This window comes from Rhizobium lusitanum (assembly GCF_014189535.1).
In the GTDB taxonomy this organism is placed as follows: Bacteria; Pseudomonadota; Alphaproteobacteria; order Rhizobiales; family Rhizobiaceae; genus Rhizobium; species Rhizobium lusitanum_C.
In genome coordinates, this window is sequence record NZ_CP050307.1 from 2088141 (window position 1) to 2102371 (window position 14231).

The following is a 14231-nucleotide window of genomic DNA, read 5'->3' on the forward strand; positions in this document are numbered from 1 at the left end:
TCGGCCTTATTCCGGCACGGCGGACAGATGAATGATCCTTTCGGCGGAGACCTTATGTCCCGAACGCGTGATTGAAACAGTGATGCCGACAGAGGCGGGCAATCTATCTACCCGGGTCCATTCGGTGCGCCATGCGCCGCCGGGTGAGGTCTGCGACGTATCGCCCTGTGTCCAATATCGAAACTGGAGCTCGTCTATCCGCGCCAGCTCGACGGCTTCTGTCTGACTTTGCTCGCCGGGCCTGCGCGGGCGAAGCGACTGCATCAGCCGGCCATCACTCTGCCGATCGGCGCTGCGCTCGAGGAAGATGCTCACGTCCCGGAGACCGTATTGCAGGCTGCCGATACGGCTGACCACAACGAAGGTAAGCCTTTCCGGGCCTCCAATCATCATCGGATGTCGTTGCGGACCGTCCTGTATCAGGGGAAAGGGACGCGCATCGCGAACGGTGTCTTCGACAAATCCGGCCAGGGCCTCCACTTCGACAATCGCGTCATTCCTTTCCCGCGCCATCATGACGGCGCGAAACTGGCTGACCATGGCCAGGATGATCATCGATAATGCCGCAATGAGGGCCAATGTCACGAGGACCTCGATCAGGGTGAAACCATCTTCATCCCGCCGGCGATCGATCCGGGCAGCGTCGAGGGGGGACATTGACGGTATCTTCACGGCAATCTCGGGCGGTAATTGATCAAAAAGTCGTAGTGGCGCTCGCCATCGGGAAGAAACACGCGCAAGCGCGCCATCCCCTCGTCATCCTGCTCCTCGGCAAAGGGTACGGGCTCTATCTCCCAGTGAAGGCCGTCTGTTTCGCCCCGCGGTGAAGAACTGTTTCCTGCCTCGGCTGTCGTGATCGCGAGTTCGATCTTCGGCACGGCGGTCAGGATCTTCATCTTCTCTTGCGCCATGGCCGAGCTCTTCGCCGCGAGTTGCACCGTCTGCAGAACGATTGCCGCCGAGATCGAGAGGATCACGAAAGCGCAGAGAACCTCGATCAGCGAAAAGCCTTCCTCTGCATGCGTGGCGGGATCACCTGTCATCGTCATTTCCCGACATGATCGTTGGGATGCCCGTCAGCCAGGGAATTCGAAGTGTCATCTTTGGAGAGCCGTCGCTCGAAAGAGAGATGGCGCCACCGGACGATGTGCCGTCGGGGAAAAAGACAATCGAGGCCTGGCTTTGCGACCGGGTCAGCTCCCGACCCGTGACAACTTCGACGGTCGCGGATGCCGGGATGGGGATACGCCGCCTGCCATCGGCGTCGGCAATTGTTTTTGCCTGGACATCGACTTGCAGAGCAAGCTCCCTACGGCGATTGATCGCCTCCATTCGGATCATTTGGGCAAGATGACCCGCATCCCGGATCACGCTCTCCGGAGACGCGGCCATCTGCCTTGCCGGGAACGAGGAAAAGGCAATCGCAGCGGTGACTGCGATGATTGCGAGCACGACAAGCATTTCGACAAGCGAAAAGCCGGCTTCGTACCCATCTGTTCCCGGTCCCGTTGTGCTCATTGCAAACTCAGATCGTTGATACCGAGAAGCGCACTCATGACCGAGATGACCAGACCGCCGATGAGGCCCCCCATGGCAATGGTTATGACCGGCGTCATCAGCGCGAGAAGCCGGCCTTGGGAGCGGAAAGCCTCTCCCTCCAGCAACTCGGCGGAGCGGAACAGAACGGTTGAAAGCGTGTTGACCTCATCTCCGATTGCGACGAGCGATACGACCGCGGTGGGAAATATCGCAGCCTCCCCGAGCGCGTCCGGCAGCCGCGAGCCGCTCAATACACGCTCACGGACGGTTTCCAATGGCGTGGAATAGGCCGCGATCGGGCAGGTTGCCGCAGCAAAAGCCAAAGCCTTCGGCATTTCGACGCCGTTTCCGAGCAACAGTGCCAGACTGTGGAGATAGCGGGCGAGACCCTGCTTTCGGATGAACGCGCCGATCAGTGGCAGTGAAATGGCTGCGTTGGAGATGAAAGCCTTCAACCGTGCTCGCTGGGTACTTCGCAGCGCGAGGAGACCCACCAGCAGGGGCGTGAGCGCCAATACCGGCCCCCAATTCACCAGCAAACCCCTCAGGACGTCGAGAGACCGGATCATCAACGGCGCCGGCCGACCAGCCCCCTCGAATATGGGAAGGATCGCCGGGACAAGGAAAAATGTCACGATCAACAACGCGGCGCACATCATCAGAACGAGGAAGGCGGGATAAGCGATGGCCTCTGTAATCTGGCTTCGTTGCGCGCGCTGTCGCTCCAGGTTGTTTGCGATGACCCCAAAGATGACGGGAAGCTTCCCGGTCTGCTCGCCACTCGCGATCAAAGCCGCGATGTCCTGACCCGTCCCCCCAATGGCCCGGAACGCTTCCGATGGGGCCTTGCCGCTGGCAAGCCGTTCAATCAGCTCCTTAGCGAGCATGCAATTGGCCCTGTTGCCCTGATCGGCAGCCATGGCCTTCAAGGCCCGGTCCAGGCCGAGCCCAGCATCCATCAGCATCGCGATATCGGCAAAAAATCGTTCCAAATTCGCTTTTACAGGCAGTATGCGGGCGACGGGAAACGATATTCTGGAGCGTGGTCGGCGCGCCTCGGAGAGTTCGAGAACCTTGAGACCGTCAGCTCTCAGCCGCAGGCGCGCCTCGGCTTCGCTCAAAGCCTCCAGCATACCGCGCTTCCTGGTGCCGTCCTTCGAGAAACCGACATAGGAGAAATTGGGCAATCTCACTCTCCTTGCAGATCGACGACGCGCGAGACTTCGGCGACGGTGGTAATGCCTGCTGCAACCAGTTCACGCGCCTGTTGCGCCAGCGGACGCATCCCCTCCTTGATCGCCAGATTTTCGATTTCGCTCTGGATCAGATCCCGGCCGATCGCCTCGCGTATCGGTTCCGTGACCTCCAGTATTTCGTAGACCGCCCGCCGGCCGGAATAACCGGCGCCATTGCATGTCTCGCAGCGAACGCCCGCCGCGTGTCCCGAACAATCCGGACATGCTTTTCTGAGGAGGCGCTGACCAATGATGCCCCGGAGCGTCGCGGCCAGCAGATAGCTCTCGACACCCATTTCGCGCAGCCGATTGATGGCGCCGGCCGCGCTGTTCGTGTGCAGTGTCGACAGAACGAGGTGGCCGGTCAGCGCTGCCTGCACAGCAATCTTCGCCGTCTCGGGATCTCTGATTTCACCGAGAAGAATAATGTCCGGATCCTGACGGAGGACCGAACGAAGGGCCGTGGCAAAGGTCAAGCCGATGGATGGTTCCACCTGCAACTGCGTTACTCCCGCAAGCCGGTACTCGACGGGATCCTCCACCGTGAAGATCTTCGATTTGGCATCGTTGATGTCGCTGAGGATGGAATAGAGCGTTGTCGTCTTGCCCGAGCCCGTTGGACCCGTCAGGAGCATGATCCCGTTCGGCCGTCGCACGATCCTCGCGATCGTCGCCATGCTTTCGGGTTGATAACCGAGAGCCGCCAGATCCAGCCGGATATTGGAGCGGTCAAGGATACGCAGCACAATCGTTTCGCCGTGGATGCTTGGCATCACCGAAACACGAAAGTCCACTTCCTGTCCTCGGATCGAAGCCCTGAGGCGGCCGTCTTGTGGCAGCCGGCGTTCGGAAATGTTCAGGCGGGACAGGATCTTGATGCGGCTCGTCACCGCCGCCGCGTTAAACTTTGGCACAATTTCCAGCGTATCGAGCAGACCGTCTCTCCTCAGGCGAATCCTGATCGAGTCCTCAAGCGGCTCGATATGCACATCCGTTGCCTTTTCATCCACCGCCCGCTGCAGGATGCGTGAAACGAACTTCACGATCGGCGCCTCACGGGCAATATCCAGCAGGCGGTCTACATCCTCCGCCTCGGCGCTATCCTGGAAGTCCGTAGTCTCGGATGAATTTTGGCCCTTGGCCCGTTCTCGAAAAAATTCGTCGATCAGTAAGCGCGGAGCGACGCTGATGGTGGCGGGAAGATCGGCAAGATAGGAAACGGCCTCGATGGTCGAGGATGCAAACGGGTCCGCTACAATCAGCGTGATACTGTCGCCTTGGCTCTGGCAGGGTATGACTGCATTCGACTGCGCAAAGACTGTTCCAATGCGCTCCAGCAGCTCTTCATCGACGCCCGCAATGACGGTGCAGCAATCGCATTGACAGAAGAGCGCCATGGCTTCCGCTAGCTGTGCATCCGGCATGAATGCCAGCTCGCGCATAACGATATCGACGGGGTGGCTCGTCGCGGCCTGGACGGAAAGCGCGCGCTGCACGGCTTCGGACGTGAGGTGCCCCGCCGCCTCCAATGCGGTCAGAAAAGCCTCCGGAGTCATTTGCTCCTTTGTCATTTGAGCGCATCCGTGACTGCCGTCAGCATTGGTTCGGCAACGAAGTCTCCACATGGAAGGTCCCGGCCGAAATAGGCCGTCGTTTCCGCTTCCTCGGGAACAGTGGGGATCGAGGCAACGTAGGCGAAGCCGTCGCCGGCGAGATCAAACACCGTAGCCGAACTGGCTTCCAGTTTCTGGTTGCGGAAGAGCCGCACGAAAATGGTCACGGCGCGTGGCTTGGCCGTCGATGCGATCAGAGGCAACGACCCGGATGCCCGCGATTCCAAAATGCGGCCGATAGCATCGGGAACAGCCTTGCTGGAGAGCGTTCGGCTGCCTGTCTGCACGGTAAAGACATTCGCGATGGCGGCGGGCGATACCAACTGCAAAGCGACGAGGTCCTGCAACTCGATCACATCTTCGAATACCGCATGCTTGTAGCCGGTTTCGCCGATGAGGTCGGCGGGAAGCTCTCGCTCGGCTCGGCGATCCGGTCGTCTGTAATTGTCCGTTGCCAATGCGAGCGTTGACGCGTTTTCCTCGGAAAAGCCCAACGCCTGGAAACCGAGCTCCAGAAGGGGAATACCAGCTTTGTTGAGGTCGATCAGGCCGGCGTGATCCTGCACTCCCAAAGCGATGGAGTATTCGCCCAGGCCGCAAAGCGACACGCCGTCCGCCTGGCGTATGTCGATATCGCCATGCTTGAGCCGCTTGGCGAGCTGTCCTGCAACATGGAGAGAAAGCGTCTTCTCGATCCGCGAATAGCGGAAGGAGCGCAGTGCGTTTTCGGCGGTCAGAGCCCGCAGGCGGGCCGATATCGAGAACGGAACAAGGATGGCCGATGCGACAAGCACCAGTCCGAGTACCGCAACCAGTGCAAAGCCTGATTGTGGATGATCGCCGTCTGCGGCGTTCATTCTTCGACCTCACCGGTCGCGGTCTGCCCGCTCTCGCCCGCCGCGAACAGATCATAGGAAATCGTTTCGTCCTTCTGCGCGAGTATCAGATTGCCTGCGCCGATTTTGGTGATCGTCCAGCCGGCAATCTTGCTTCCTATGGGGAGCCATTCGGCGGCTTGGCTCCCTTCGACGCGCACCAGTGCCCGGCGCTCTCCTTCGATAGTGCGCGTGCCCTGAAATGCGATTGCCGGTCGGGTGATGATGGCCGCACCCTTGTCGACGGAGGCTGTGTCCTGCTGTTGGACCGGCTTTTCTTGCGCAGCGAACTCCCGTCGCGTCGGGCTGAACAGGGGTCTTGAGAGCGTCTGCGAGAGGGCAGAGCCGTTGCGAAGGATGACGTCTCCGGCGATTGCAGTGCTGTCCATCGCCACGGGACCGGAGACGCCCGAGGCAAGCGCGGTGATGTCGACATCGCTGCGGAAAAGGCGGAAATTAAGTGCCAGAAGCGAGACAATCACCAAGGAAAGGAGCATCCAAAGCAATTTGCGAGCCGACAATCTGATCACGGCCTTGCTCCCTCGATCGCCACTGTTTCGGCCGGATTGAGGGGACTGAAAAACGACAATTGCACGCTGAGCTCGATCGGCTCGGCCAATCGCCCGCCATTTGCCGCGCTTGTTCCGTTCAGGATCAACTCCCGGACAATGATGTAAGGCTTCTCTGCTTCCAGTTGGAGGATGATGGCGTGGATGGCGGTGAGGCGGCCCTGCAGGCTTGCACGAACGCCGACATATTTGACCTTGTTCTTTTCGAGAGTCGGTAGACCACCGGCCGACACCACAGTTGCGCCGGCGGTGCCGGCGAGAGAGTTGAGCTTGTTCTGCAGTTCGGCCTGAATGACTGGTTCGGTCGCGCCGGCTAGAAATTCCTGAGAGGCATTCGTTGCGACAGGTTCCTTGGAGAGCGTCCCGTCCAGGGCGATCAATTGGTCGAAGCGAGCCAGGGCATGCCTGGCCTCGGTGATTTCATCGCTTTGCTGATCGATGATTGCAACGGCGGCCCAGGCTGTCGCCAATGTCAGGGTGACACCGAGCGCCACCGCCGAAATGGCGATCAGCCGTTGCACCATGATCGGCAAGTTCATGACAGTGATCAACAAACCGGTCATCGCATCGCTATTCGCATCTGGATGGAAAATCGTTCTCCCTCTTGCCCGGGAGTTCTCAGGACCTGAGAGGCGAAACTGGGATTTGACAACAAGGGAGATGCACCAAGGATCGCGATCAGGTCCGCCGCCGAATTGGAGAACCCGGCGATCGTGACTTGATCCTCCCGGATCGACATATCTGTAAGCCATGTTGAATCGGGAAGGATCCGTGTCAGCTCCTCCCAAATCATCGTAACCGGAATGGATTCAGCCTTGCCCGCGCGCGCCGCTTGCAACAGCTTCTGTTCCAGCTGTCGCCTTTCCAATTTTTTCCGGACGGCCAATGCCTGCGTCTGTTTGGTATCCGTGAGCTCCGCCAGGCGTGATATCGCTGATGCGTTTCGCAGATAGGCGTGCGCGAATGTTGCTACCGACAAAATGATGGCGGCTCCAAGCACGCCGCCTGACAGCTGCCTGCGAAGCCTGACGCGCCGAGGGAGGGTGTACATGGACTTGAGGCTTGCCTTGCTGACGAACTCAGGCTCACCTTCCGTGTCCAAGGCGATCGCCGACACCGCATGGCCGGCCCCGCCAATCGCTGCGATGATCGGATCGAGAATGGATTTGCGGACCACGGCATAGCTGGTCCCGTCTCCACGCAGATCTCCAGGCAAGAGCACGTAGGAATCGTCGCGCAGAAACGGCAGGGCTTCCTCGATATCGATCAAGGCCATCGTGCGAGCCCGGCCGTAAGGAAGAACCCTGCCGGACAACGGGCGTTTCAAATATCGATCAGGTGCAAGCCTCAAAAGAACAGGCATCCGTCGGTCGAGGGAAGCCAGGAGGTCTCGCAGGTCTTCGGGGCCTAGCGTGTGCGATGTGCGAAGGCCCGCCGGTGTTTCGACATCCACAACGCATCCATGGCGGTGGACGACTACGGTTACGGTGCCAACATGCGATCGGGTCGTAATGGTCTTCGGACTTCCATCCTTGCATAGCCTGGAAAGCCAATCCAAACCGTCGAGGATTATGGGGAAATCCATTTACAACTCATCCCCAACTTGCCGTTACTTTGTATGAAATTCCGATCTCATCGGGCATGCGGCTCGCGTGTTCGCGATCCGGGAGGCCAGCTGTAGATCGTATCCGAATGCCGATTTCTATATGAAAAAAAGCATGGCCTTTCACAAGCCGTGGATATGTCTGGCAAGGCGTGCGCCACTCCGATTCCCGCAGATCTTAGCCATTTTGAGAATAAAACTTCCAGCAGAGCACCGTCACGTCAAACGTAAGACTGTATGTCCGTCTTCGCGGCTGAGGCGGCTCGTCCTACGCTGATTTTCCGAGGGTTGCTCGAGTGGATCGATCCTCATGACAGGAGGACGAGCCGTGGCAGATTATAGAGAAGCTCTTCAAGTAACGATCGCGAGCTCCGGATTATCCTGGCGCGGCGGCCCATCGCCCTCTTCCCGGATGCTTCGTAGCACCTCCAACGCCGCCTCTCGCAACTCCGGTGCGAAAAGACGCCGAAACCGTGCCTCGTGTGCCTCGATGATGGCGCGCACCATCTCCAGCCTCTCCATGCCGGTCCTCGTCAGGCGAAGAGCCTGCGATCGGCCACTGACCGGAGCCCGGTCGACGAGCCCAGCCTTGGTGAGCCCGACCATCAGGGGAACCATGTTGGCACGCTGGATGCCCAGGCTACGTCCGAGATCGCTCTGGGTACAGCCGGGATTGGCGTCGATCAACGTCAGAATGGAAGCTTCGACTGGCCTGAGTTCGATGGCCTGAAGCCTTGAGCCCAGGTCAGCCATCATCACGTTGGATGCCCTCCTCAGCTGATAGCCAAGCAGGGTCTCAAGCGGGTCGGTCAATTTCGATGTGCGGGCGTCGATATCCATAATCCGCCTATAATGCTATTGCGCATAACAATCAAATAATGCTATGAGACATAACATAATCGGCACGGAGGTCATATGCCGGTATTGGAGGAATCCCGTTTGAAGAATACCGGCAGGCGCGCTGCGATCATTTGATCAGCGACGTAACAGCTATCTCCGCTCGTTGACCGCCGCGCGTTCGCGTGGCCCAACGTGGAGCGTCTCATTTCGATTGCACTGCGGCCCACCCGGCCCCCGGTGAGGCTTATCGTATTCCATGCAGGTCGCGACCTTGCGGCCGGTTCCCTTTTGATGCGCAGGCCCGTACGGCAAGAAGGACACCATCATGACAACAGAAAATTCCGAAAAAGACACCGTGGCTTTTGTCGTTGAAGCCGGCATAGCCTGGGTCAGCTTCAATCGTCCGGAAAAACGCAACGCCATGAGCCCCGCGCTCAATCGGCGCATGATGGAGGTTCTGGACGAGCTCGAATTTCGGGCCGACGTTGGCGTGCTGGTACTATCCGGCGAGGGGACTGCCTGGTCCGCGGGCATGGATCTCAAGGAGTATTTCCGCGAGACCGAGGCCCACGGCCTGCAAGGCACACGAAAGGCGCAGCGCGAAAGCTATGGCTGGTGGCGTCGGCTGCGCTGGTATCAGAAACCGACCATCGCCATGGTGAATGGCTGGTGCTTTGGCGGCGGCTACGGGCCTCTTTTTGCCTGCGACCTCGCTTTTGCCGCCGATGAAGCCAAATTCGGGCTGAGCGAGATCAACTGGGGCATCCTGCCCGGCGGCGGCGCCGCCAAGGTGGCCACGGAGCTGACATCCTTTCGCAATGCCATGTACCATGCGCTGACAGGCGAGAACATTGACGGCAGGAAGGCGGCCGAATGGGGCTTCGTCAACGAGTCCCTGCCGCTTGCGCAGTTGAAGGTGCGCGTGACCGACGTCGCCAACATTCTGCTGCAAAAGAACCCCGTCGCCCTCAAGGCCACCAAGGACGCCATTCGCCGCGTACGCGAGATGCCTTACGACAATGCCGAGGATTACCTGGTGCGCGCCCAGGAGGCTGCCAATAGCTACGACAACGAGGGGCGCAAGGAAGGCATCAAACAATTCATCGACGACAAGACCTACAAGCCTGGTCTTGGTGCCTACGACAAGTCCAAGCATCAGGCCTGAGGAGCGCCCTACCATGACGGTCGAGATCATTAGCCGGCTTCCATCAACTCTCCCGGGTGGTTCGATGGAACGGTTGCTGCGCCCGAGATCGGTGGCGATCGTCGGCGCCTCCGACAAGCCCGGCGCACTTGGCGCCTCAGTGTTGTCCAATCTCGACCGCAGCGGCTATGCCGGCGTCATTCATCTTATAAACCCCAAACGAACCGAAATCGGCGACCGGCCCTGCCTCGCCTCGATCGACGATCTGCCGGACGGGGTGGATGCGGCGGTTCTTGCAGTTCCGCGCGCAGCCGTGCTTGCCTCCATCGAGGCACTTGCCCGCCGCAGCGTTGGCGCGGCCGTCATCTTCTCAGCGGGCTTTGCAGAGGGCGGCGAAGAAGGATTGGCCGATCAGCGCGAGATTGCCCGCATCGCGGCAGAGGTCGGCATGGTGATCGAGGGGCCGAATTGCCTTGGGATGGTCAACCATATCGACCGCATCCCGCTGACCTTCATCGAAACTGTTGCAGAGGAACTCGGCGACCGGCCGGGCATTGCGATCGTGTCGCAGAGCGGCGCCATGGCGGCTGTTCTCGGCGTGACCTACGCCAGCCGCGATCTGGGGCTCTCCTATTCCATTTCCACCGGCAACGAAGCCGCAAGCGGTGTCGAGGACTATGTGGAATTTCTGGTGGAGGACACCTCCACGCGGGTCATCGCCATGATCGTCGAACAGTTCCGCAAGCCCGCCCGCTTCCTTGCCGCGGCGCGTAAAGCAAGCGCAAAAGGAAAGCGGATCGTCCTTCTTCATCCCGGCCGGAGCAGTGCGGCCCGTGAATCTGCCGCGACCCACACAGGCGCCATGGCCGGCGACTATCAGGTCATGCGCGCCAAAGTCGCGCGCGCCGGCGTCATTTTGGCTGAAACGCTTGAGGAGCTTGGCGACATCGCCGAGATCGCCCTGCGCTGCCCGATACTTCCCGCCGGAGGCCCCGCCGTGCTTGGCGAATCCGGCGCGTTCAAGGCGTTGACGCTCGATCTGTGCGAGGAACTCGGGCTCGATCTTCCCATCATCAGCGACGATACCGCGCCAGCGCTGCGCGCCGTCCTGCCGCCGTTCGTCGGCGTCAGCAATCCGCTGGATATGACGGCACAGGGCCTTGTCGAGCCGGACCTTTATGACAGGACGCTCACCGCGCTTTTCGGCGATGACCGTTTTGCCAGTATTGTCGCCTGCATCATCCAGACGGACCCGGTGACGTCAGCCATCAAGCTGCCGCCGATCCTGAAAGCCGTGCGCGAGCACAAGCCGGCAAAACCGCTGATCTTCGCCGGCCTCGACGAGGGTGCCCCCATCCCGGCGGACTATATCGCGCAGTTGCGCGCGCTCGGCATCGTCTATTTCCCCTCGACCGAACGCGCCTTCCGGGCGCTGAAGCGCATCGACGAATTTGCGGCGCGCGACGTTACCGCGTCCACCGCGCCGCCGGTCGCGATTGCCCGTCTCCCCTCGCAAGGAGGTGTCGCCCCCGAATATCGCGCCAAGCAGATCCTGGCGCCGCTGGGGATTCCCTTTCCTGAAGGACGCCTGGTAACAACCCTCGAGCAGGCCCTCGCGGCGGCGGCCGCCATCGGCTATCCGGTCGTGCTGAAGGCTCAATCGCCCGATCTCAGCCACAAGAGCGATGCGGGTGGCGTCATCATCGGATTGGCGGACGCAGCCAGCCTCAAGGAGGGCTGGGCAAAGCTGCACGCCGATATCGCGCGCCATCGCCCAGACCTGATCCTGGACGGCGTGCTGATCGAAGCCATGGGTAAACGCGGCATCGAGCTGATCATCGGCGCGCGCAACGATCCGGACTGGGGGCCTGTCATCCTGGCCGGTTTCGGCGGCGTTACGGCAGAGATCCTGAGGGATGTCCGCATTCTGACCCCAGATCTGCCCGATGACGCCATCATCCGCGAGCTATATCGGCTGAAGAATGCGCCTTTGCTGCGCGGTTTCCGTGGCTCGCCGCCGCTCGACGTCAGTGCCGCCGCCCGGATCATCGCCACGCTCGGCCGGTTGCTGCTCGCCGAGCCGACGATCCGGGAAATAGACCTCAATCCCGTCGTGATCTATCCCGACGGCGAAGGTGCGGTGGCGCTGGACGCCCTGATGCTGACCGCATCCCTGCCCGCCAGTACCTGAGCCGTCGAAAGATCCTTAAGGCCAGTCGGAATAGCCCGACGAGAGCATATCACTCCGGGCGACTTCCGTCTTCCTGGCGAAATCGCGATAGGTCGCGGGTGAAAATCCGGTCCTTTTCTTGAAGAAGTGACTGAAATAGGTGGGGTCGCGAAAACCGAGACTGTCGGATATCTCCTGAACCGTGCGAGCCGAGCGCTCCAGCCGCAGCTTCGCCTCCTGGACGACGCGCTCATGCAGGAGCTGGACGGGCGGGCGGCCAAGCGCGCCACAGCAGATCGAATGCAGGCGATCGGTGGTAACGCCAAGCTCCCGCGCATAATCGCTGATCGGCCGGTGCTGCCGGAACCAGATCTCCACCAACTGCCGGTATCGCTGCAGGATCGAGGCGCCACCGCCACGGCCGCGCTGCTCGGCCGCCTCGCTGCCGCCGGTGCGCCACAGCGTCATGAGGATCAGCCGCAAATAGGCGGAGATGACCATCCACGAAGCGCGCGAGGGGTCGCCAAGCTCCCGCACGAAGCCCGCCACCAGCGGCTGCGTCTCTTCGACGGCATGCAGCCTTGGCTCGTCCGTCAGCCAGAGCCGCTCGCTGAAAGTCCTCAGCGCATAGGATTCTGCCTGGTCACCGATCGCGTCCACCATGATCTGTGGCGACGCGCCGATCAGGAAGCCTGCGGCACCAGCCGCCATGCGCAGCTCGCACCGCGCCTGCGGCGGCAGATAGGCGAGCGCCGGCCCTTGCAACGATCGTTGCTCCTCGGGCTCGAACAGTAACGTGGCCGTTCCCGCCTGCAGCAGAAACAGATGGTGGAAATCGGCATAGATCCCTTTCTGGAAACGGAGCGTCCGCTGCGACAGTGATGGCTCCCGCCACTCGCCATGCGCATGATGATGGATGCCGCCTTCGGAAACCATAGGCCCCTCCTCCTGCCGGCATCGCGATTCCGTATCCGGGAATGCCAGATAATTGCAATATTAACCCAGAAAAACACATTCCTTCCATTTTGCAATGGCGTAGTCTCATCTCATGAGCCTCTGGGAGGAGGACTCCACACAATAGATACCAATTGCGAAGCCGTATCCCGGCCGCGCCCGATCGTGTGCGCTTTCTCCCATTAACGCAGGGTGCAGGGACGACCTGCGGGAAACTGGACGATCGCGATGTTTGTGGCAAAGCTTCTGATCAATGACGAGATGGCGGATGCGTCAGATGCATCCACCTTCGAATGCCTTGATCCGGCGACCGGCGATGTCGCGACCATCGCGCCGGCGGCCTCGACATTTGACGCAGCACGGGCGGCCAATGCCGCCGCCTCCGCCTTTCCCGCCTGGTCGGAACTAGGTCCTGGTGAACGCCGCGCACTGCTCAACCGGGCGGCAGACATTCTCCTTGCACGATCAGCTGATTTCGTGGCGGCGATGGTCGGAGAGACCGGGGCGACCGCCCTTTGGGCCAGGATCAATTGCGATCTCGCCACCGATATCCTGCGCGAGGCGGCAGCGCTGACGACCCAGGTGACGGGCGAGATCATCCCTTCGGGCATTCCGGGCAACATTGCCATGGCCATGCGCCAGCCTGCGGGCGTCTGTGTCGGCATCGCGCCTTGGAATGCGCCGATCATCCTTGGCGTGCGGGCAATCGCCATGCCGCTTGCCTGCGGCAATACGGTCGTACTCAAGGCCTCCGAACTCTGCCCGAAGACCCATTGCCTGATCGGAGAGGTCATGCGCGAGGCAGGTCTCCCCGCGGGCGTCGTCAATGTCGTCACCAACGCTCCGAAGGATGCCGCTGCCGTCGTGGAGGCGCTGATCGCCCATCCCGCTGTGCGCCGGATCAACTTCACCGGCTCGACGCGCGTCGGTCGGATCATTGCCGAGACAGCGGCGAGGCATCTGAAACGCTGCTTGCTCGAACTCGGCGGAAAGGCACCCTTTATCGTGCTCGCGGATGCCGATATCGACGAGGCTGTCCGTGCCGCCGCCTTTGGTGCCTTCATGAACCAGGGCCAGATCTGCATGTCCACCGAGCGCATCATCCTGCTCGACGCGATCGCCGATGAATTCGTCGAGAAATTCAAGGCGAAGGCCTCGACCCTCGTGGCCGGAAATCCACGCGAGGGAAACACGCCGCTCGGAACGATGATCAGTGCCGAGGCGGTGCGACGCATCAAGGCGCTCGTCGACGACGCCTTGCAAAAGGGAGCGGTCGTCGTCTGTGGCGGGCATGCGAACGGCATGCTGGTGGATGCGACCGTGGTCGATCATGTGACGCCCGCCATGCGCCTCTACCGGGAGGAAAGCTTTGGGCCGCTGGCGGCGATCATTCGCGTCGAAAGCGTCGACGAGGCCGTCACCATTGCCAACGACAATGAATACGGACTGTCCTCGGCAGTGTTCGGCCGCGATATCAACCAGGCGCTGGCCGTCGCCAGGCGCATCGAGGCCGGTATCTGCCATATCAACGAAGCCACCGTTTCCGACGAACCGCAAATGCCCTTCGGCGGGGCCAAGTCGAGCGGCTACGGCCGCTTTGGCGGCAAGACCGCGATCGATGAATTCACTGAATTGCGCTGGATCACGCTGGCATCCGGCACGCGCCACTATCCGATCTGAGCCGCATTG

At 60.9% G+C, this 14231-nt stretch carries 14 protein-coding genes; 3 read left to right on the forward strand and 11 right to left on the reverse strand.

The features are described 5' to 3' along the window. Nucleotides 1-6 precede the first annotated feature (6 nt). From HB780_RS12585 to HB780_RS12630, 10 genes are all read right to left on the reverse strand, one after another. Nucleotides 7-657 (reverse strand): prepilin-type N-terminal cleavage/methylation domain-containing protein, encoded by a 651-nt coding sequence (locus HB780_RS12585; RefSeq protein ID WP_183688179.1) that lies wholly within the window; start codon nt 655-657, stop codon nt 7-9. An 11-nt stretch (nt 658-668) separates the two neighbouring features. After that, nucleotides 669-1043, reverse strand: coding sequence for a type II secretion system protein (locus tag HB780_RS12590; RefSeq protein WP_183688181.1), 375 nt, complete (start codon nt 1041-1043; stop codon nt 669-671). Continuing rightward, nucleotides 1033-1518: a GspH/FimT family pseudopilin gene (locus HB780_RS12595; protein ID WP_183688183.1), complete on the reverse strand. Its 486-nt coding sequence runs from the start codon at nt 1516-1518 to the stop codon at nt 1033-1035. The genes HB780_RS12590 and HB780_RS12595 overlap by 11 nt, the downstream gene beginning before the upstream one ends. After that, nucleotides 1515-2726 carry a type II secretion system F family protein gene (locus HB780_RS12600; protein ID WP_286202935.1) on the reverse strand — a complete coding sequence of 404 codons (1212 nt, stop codon included), beginning with the start codon at nt 2724-2726 and terminating at the stop codon, nt 1515-1517. Before HB780_RS12600 ends, HB780_RS12595 begins: the two co-directional genes overlap by 4 nt. A gap of 2 nt (nt 2727-2728) precedes the next feature. Next, complete coding sequence (locus tag HB780_RS12605; protein ID WP_183688185.1) at nt 2729-4345, reverse strand: GspE/PulE family protein; 1617 nt, start codon at nt 4343-4345, stop codon at nt 2729-2731. After that, a complete protein-coding gene (locus HB780_RS12610; RefSeq protein ID WP_183688187.1) occupies nt 4342-5244 on the reverse strand; it encodes a hypothetical protein in 903 nt (300 codons plus the stop codon). The genes HB780_RS12605 and HB780_RS12610 overlap by 4 nt, the downstream gene beginning before the upstream one ends. Beyond that, nucleotides 5241-5744 (reverse strand): hypothetical protein, encoded by a 504-nt coding sequence (locus HB780_RS12615; RefSeq protein ID WP_286203044.1) that lies wholly within the window; start codon nt 5742-5744, stop codon nt 5241-5243. The genes HB780_RS12610 and HB780_RS12615 overlap by 4 nt, the downstream gene beginning before the upstream one ends. A 44-nt stretch (nt 5745-5788) precedes the next feature. After that, entirely contained in the window at nt 5789-6394 is a 606-nt protein-coding gene (gene gspM, locus HB780_RS12620; protein WP_183688190.1) for a type II secretion system protein GspM, read from the reverse strand. Next, nucleotides 6391-7107, reverse strand: coding sequence for a PilN domain-containing protein (locus tag HB780_RS12625; protein ID WP_286202936.1), 717 nt, complete (start codon nt 7105-7107; stop codon nt 6391-6393). Before HB780_RS12625 ends, gspM begins: the two co-directional genes overlap by 4 nt. Before the next feature lie 678 nt (nt 7108-7785). Continuing rightward, nucleotides 7786-8274: a MarR family winged helix-turn-helix transcriptional regulator gene (locus tag HB780_RS12630; protein ID WP_183688194.1), complete on the reverse strand. Its 489-nt coding sequence runs from the start codon at nt 8272-8274 to the stop codon at nt 7786-7788. A 325-nt stretch (nt 8275-8599) separates the two neighbouring features. Between HB780_RS12630 and HB780_RS12635 the strand changes: the two genes are divergently transcribed. Further along, on the forward strand, nt 8600-9439 hold the full coding sequence (locus HB780_RS12635; RefSeq protein WP_183688195.1) for a p-hydroxycinnamoyl CoA hydratase/lyase: 840 nt from the start codon (nt 8600-8602) through the stop codon (nt 9437-9439). Nucleotides 9440-9452: 13 nt separating this feature from the next. Continuing rightward, nucleotides 9453-11609 (forward strand): acetate--CoA ligase family protein, encoded by a 2157-nt coding sequence (locus tag HB780_RS12640; RefSeq protein WP_183688197.1) that lies wholly within the window; start codon nt 9453-9455, stop codon nt 11607-11609. 15 nt (nt 11610-11624) lie between these two features. On the opposite strand, the gene HB780_RS12645 is transcribed toward HB780_RS12640, so the two are convergent. Next, complete coding sequence (locus tag HB780_RS12645) at nt 11625-12524, reverse strand: helix-turn-helix transcriptional regulator (RefSeq protein WP_183688199.1); 900 nt, start codon at nt 12522-12524, stop codon at nt 11625-11627. Nucleotides 12525-12770: 246 nt separating this feature from the next. Between HB780_RS12645 and HB780_RS12650 the strand changes: the two genes are divergently transcribed. Continuing rightward, complete coding sequence (locus HB780_RS12650; RefSeq protein ID WP_183688200.1) at nt 12771-14222, forward strand: aldehyde dehydrogenase; 1452 nt, start codon at nt 12771-12773, stop codon at nt 14220-14222. Nucleotides 14223-14231: the final 9 nt, after the last annotated feature.

Bases quoted from the DNA above. Each gene is read 5' to 3' on its own strand.
- HB780_RS12585 (WP_183688179.1), bottom strand. From the start codon at position 657: ATGTCCCCCCTCGACGCTGCCCGGATCGATCGCCGGCGGGATGAAGAT.
- HB780_RS12590 (WP_183688181.1), bottom strand. From the start codon at position 1,043: ATGACAGGTGATCCCGCCACGCATGCAGAGGAAGGCTTTTCGCTGATC.
- HB780_RS12595 (WP_183688183.1), bottom strand. From the start codon at position 1,518: ATGAGCACAACGGGACCGGGAACAGATGGGTACGAAGCCGGCTTTTCG.
- HB780_RS12605 (WP_183688185.1), bottom strand. From the start codon at position 4,345: ATGACAAAGGAGCAAATGACTCCGGAGGCTTTTCTGACCGCATTGGAG.
- HB780_RS12610 (WP_183688187.1), bottom strand. From the start codon at position 5,244: ATGAACGCCGCAGACGGCGATCATCCACAATCAGGCTTTGCACTGGTT.
- gspM (WP_183688190.1), bottom strand. From the start codon at position 6,394: ATGACCGGTTTGTTGATCACTGTCATGAACTTGCCGATCATGGTGCAA.
- HB780_RS12625 (WP_286202936.1), bottom strand. From the start codon at position 7,107: ATGGCCTTGATCGATATCGAGGAAGCCCTGCCGTTTCTGCGCGACGAT.
- HB780_RS12630 (WP_183688194.1), bottom strand. From the start codon at position 8,274: ATGGATATCGACGCCCGCACATCGAAATTGACCGACCCGCTTGAGACC.
- HB780_RS12635 (WP_183688195.1), top strand. From the start codon at position 8,600: ATGACAACAGAAAATTCCGAAAAAGACACCGTGGCTTTTGTCGTTGAA.
- HB780_RS12640 (WP_183688197.1), top strand. From the start codon at position 9,453: ATGACGGTCGAGATCATTAGCCGGCTTCCATCAACTCTCCCGGGTGGT.
- HB780_RS12645 (WP_183688199.1), bottom strand. From the start codon at position 12,524: ATGGTTTCCGAAGGCGGCATCCATCATCATGCGCATGGCGAGTGGCGG.
- HB780_RS12650 (WP_183688200.1), top strand. From the start codon at position 12,771: ATGTTTGTGGCAAAGCTTCTGATCAATGACGAGATGGCGGATGCGTCA.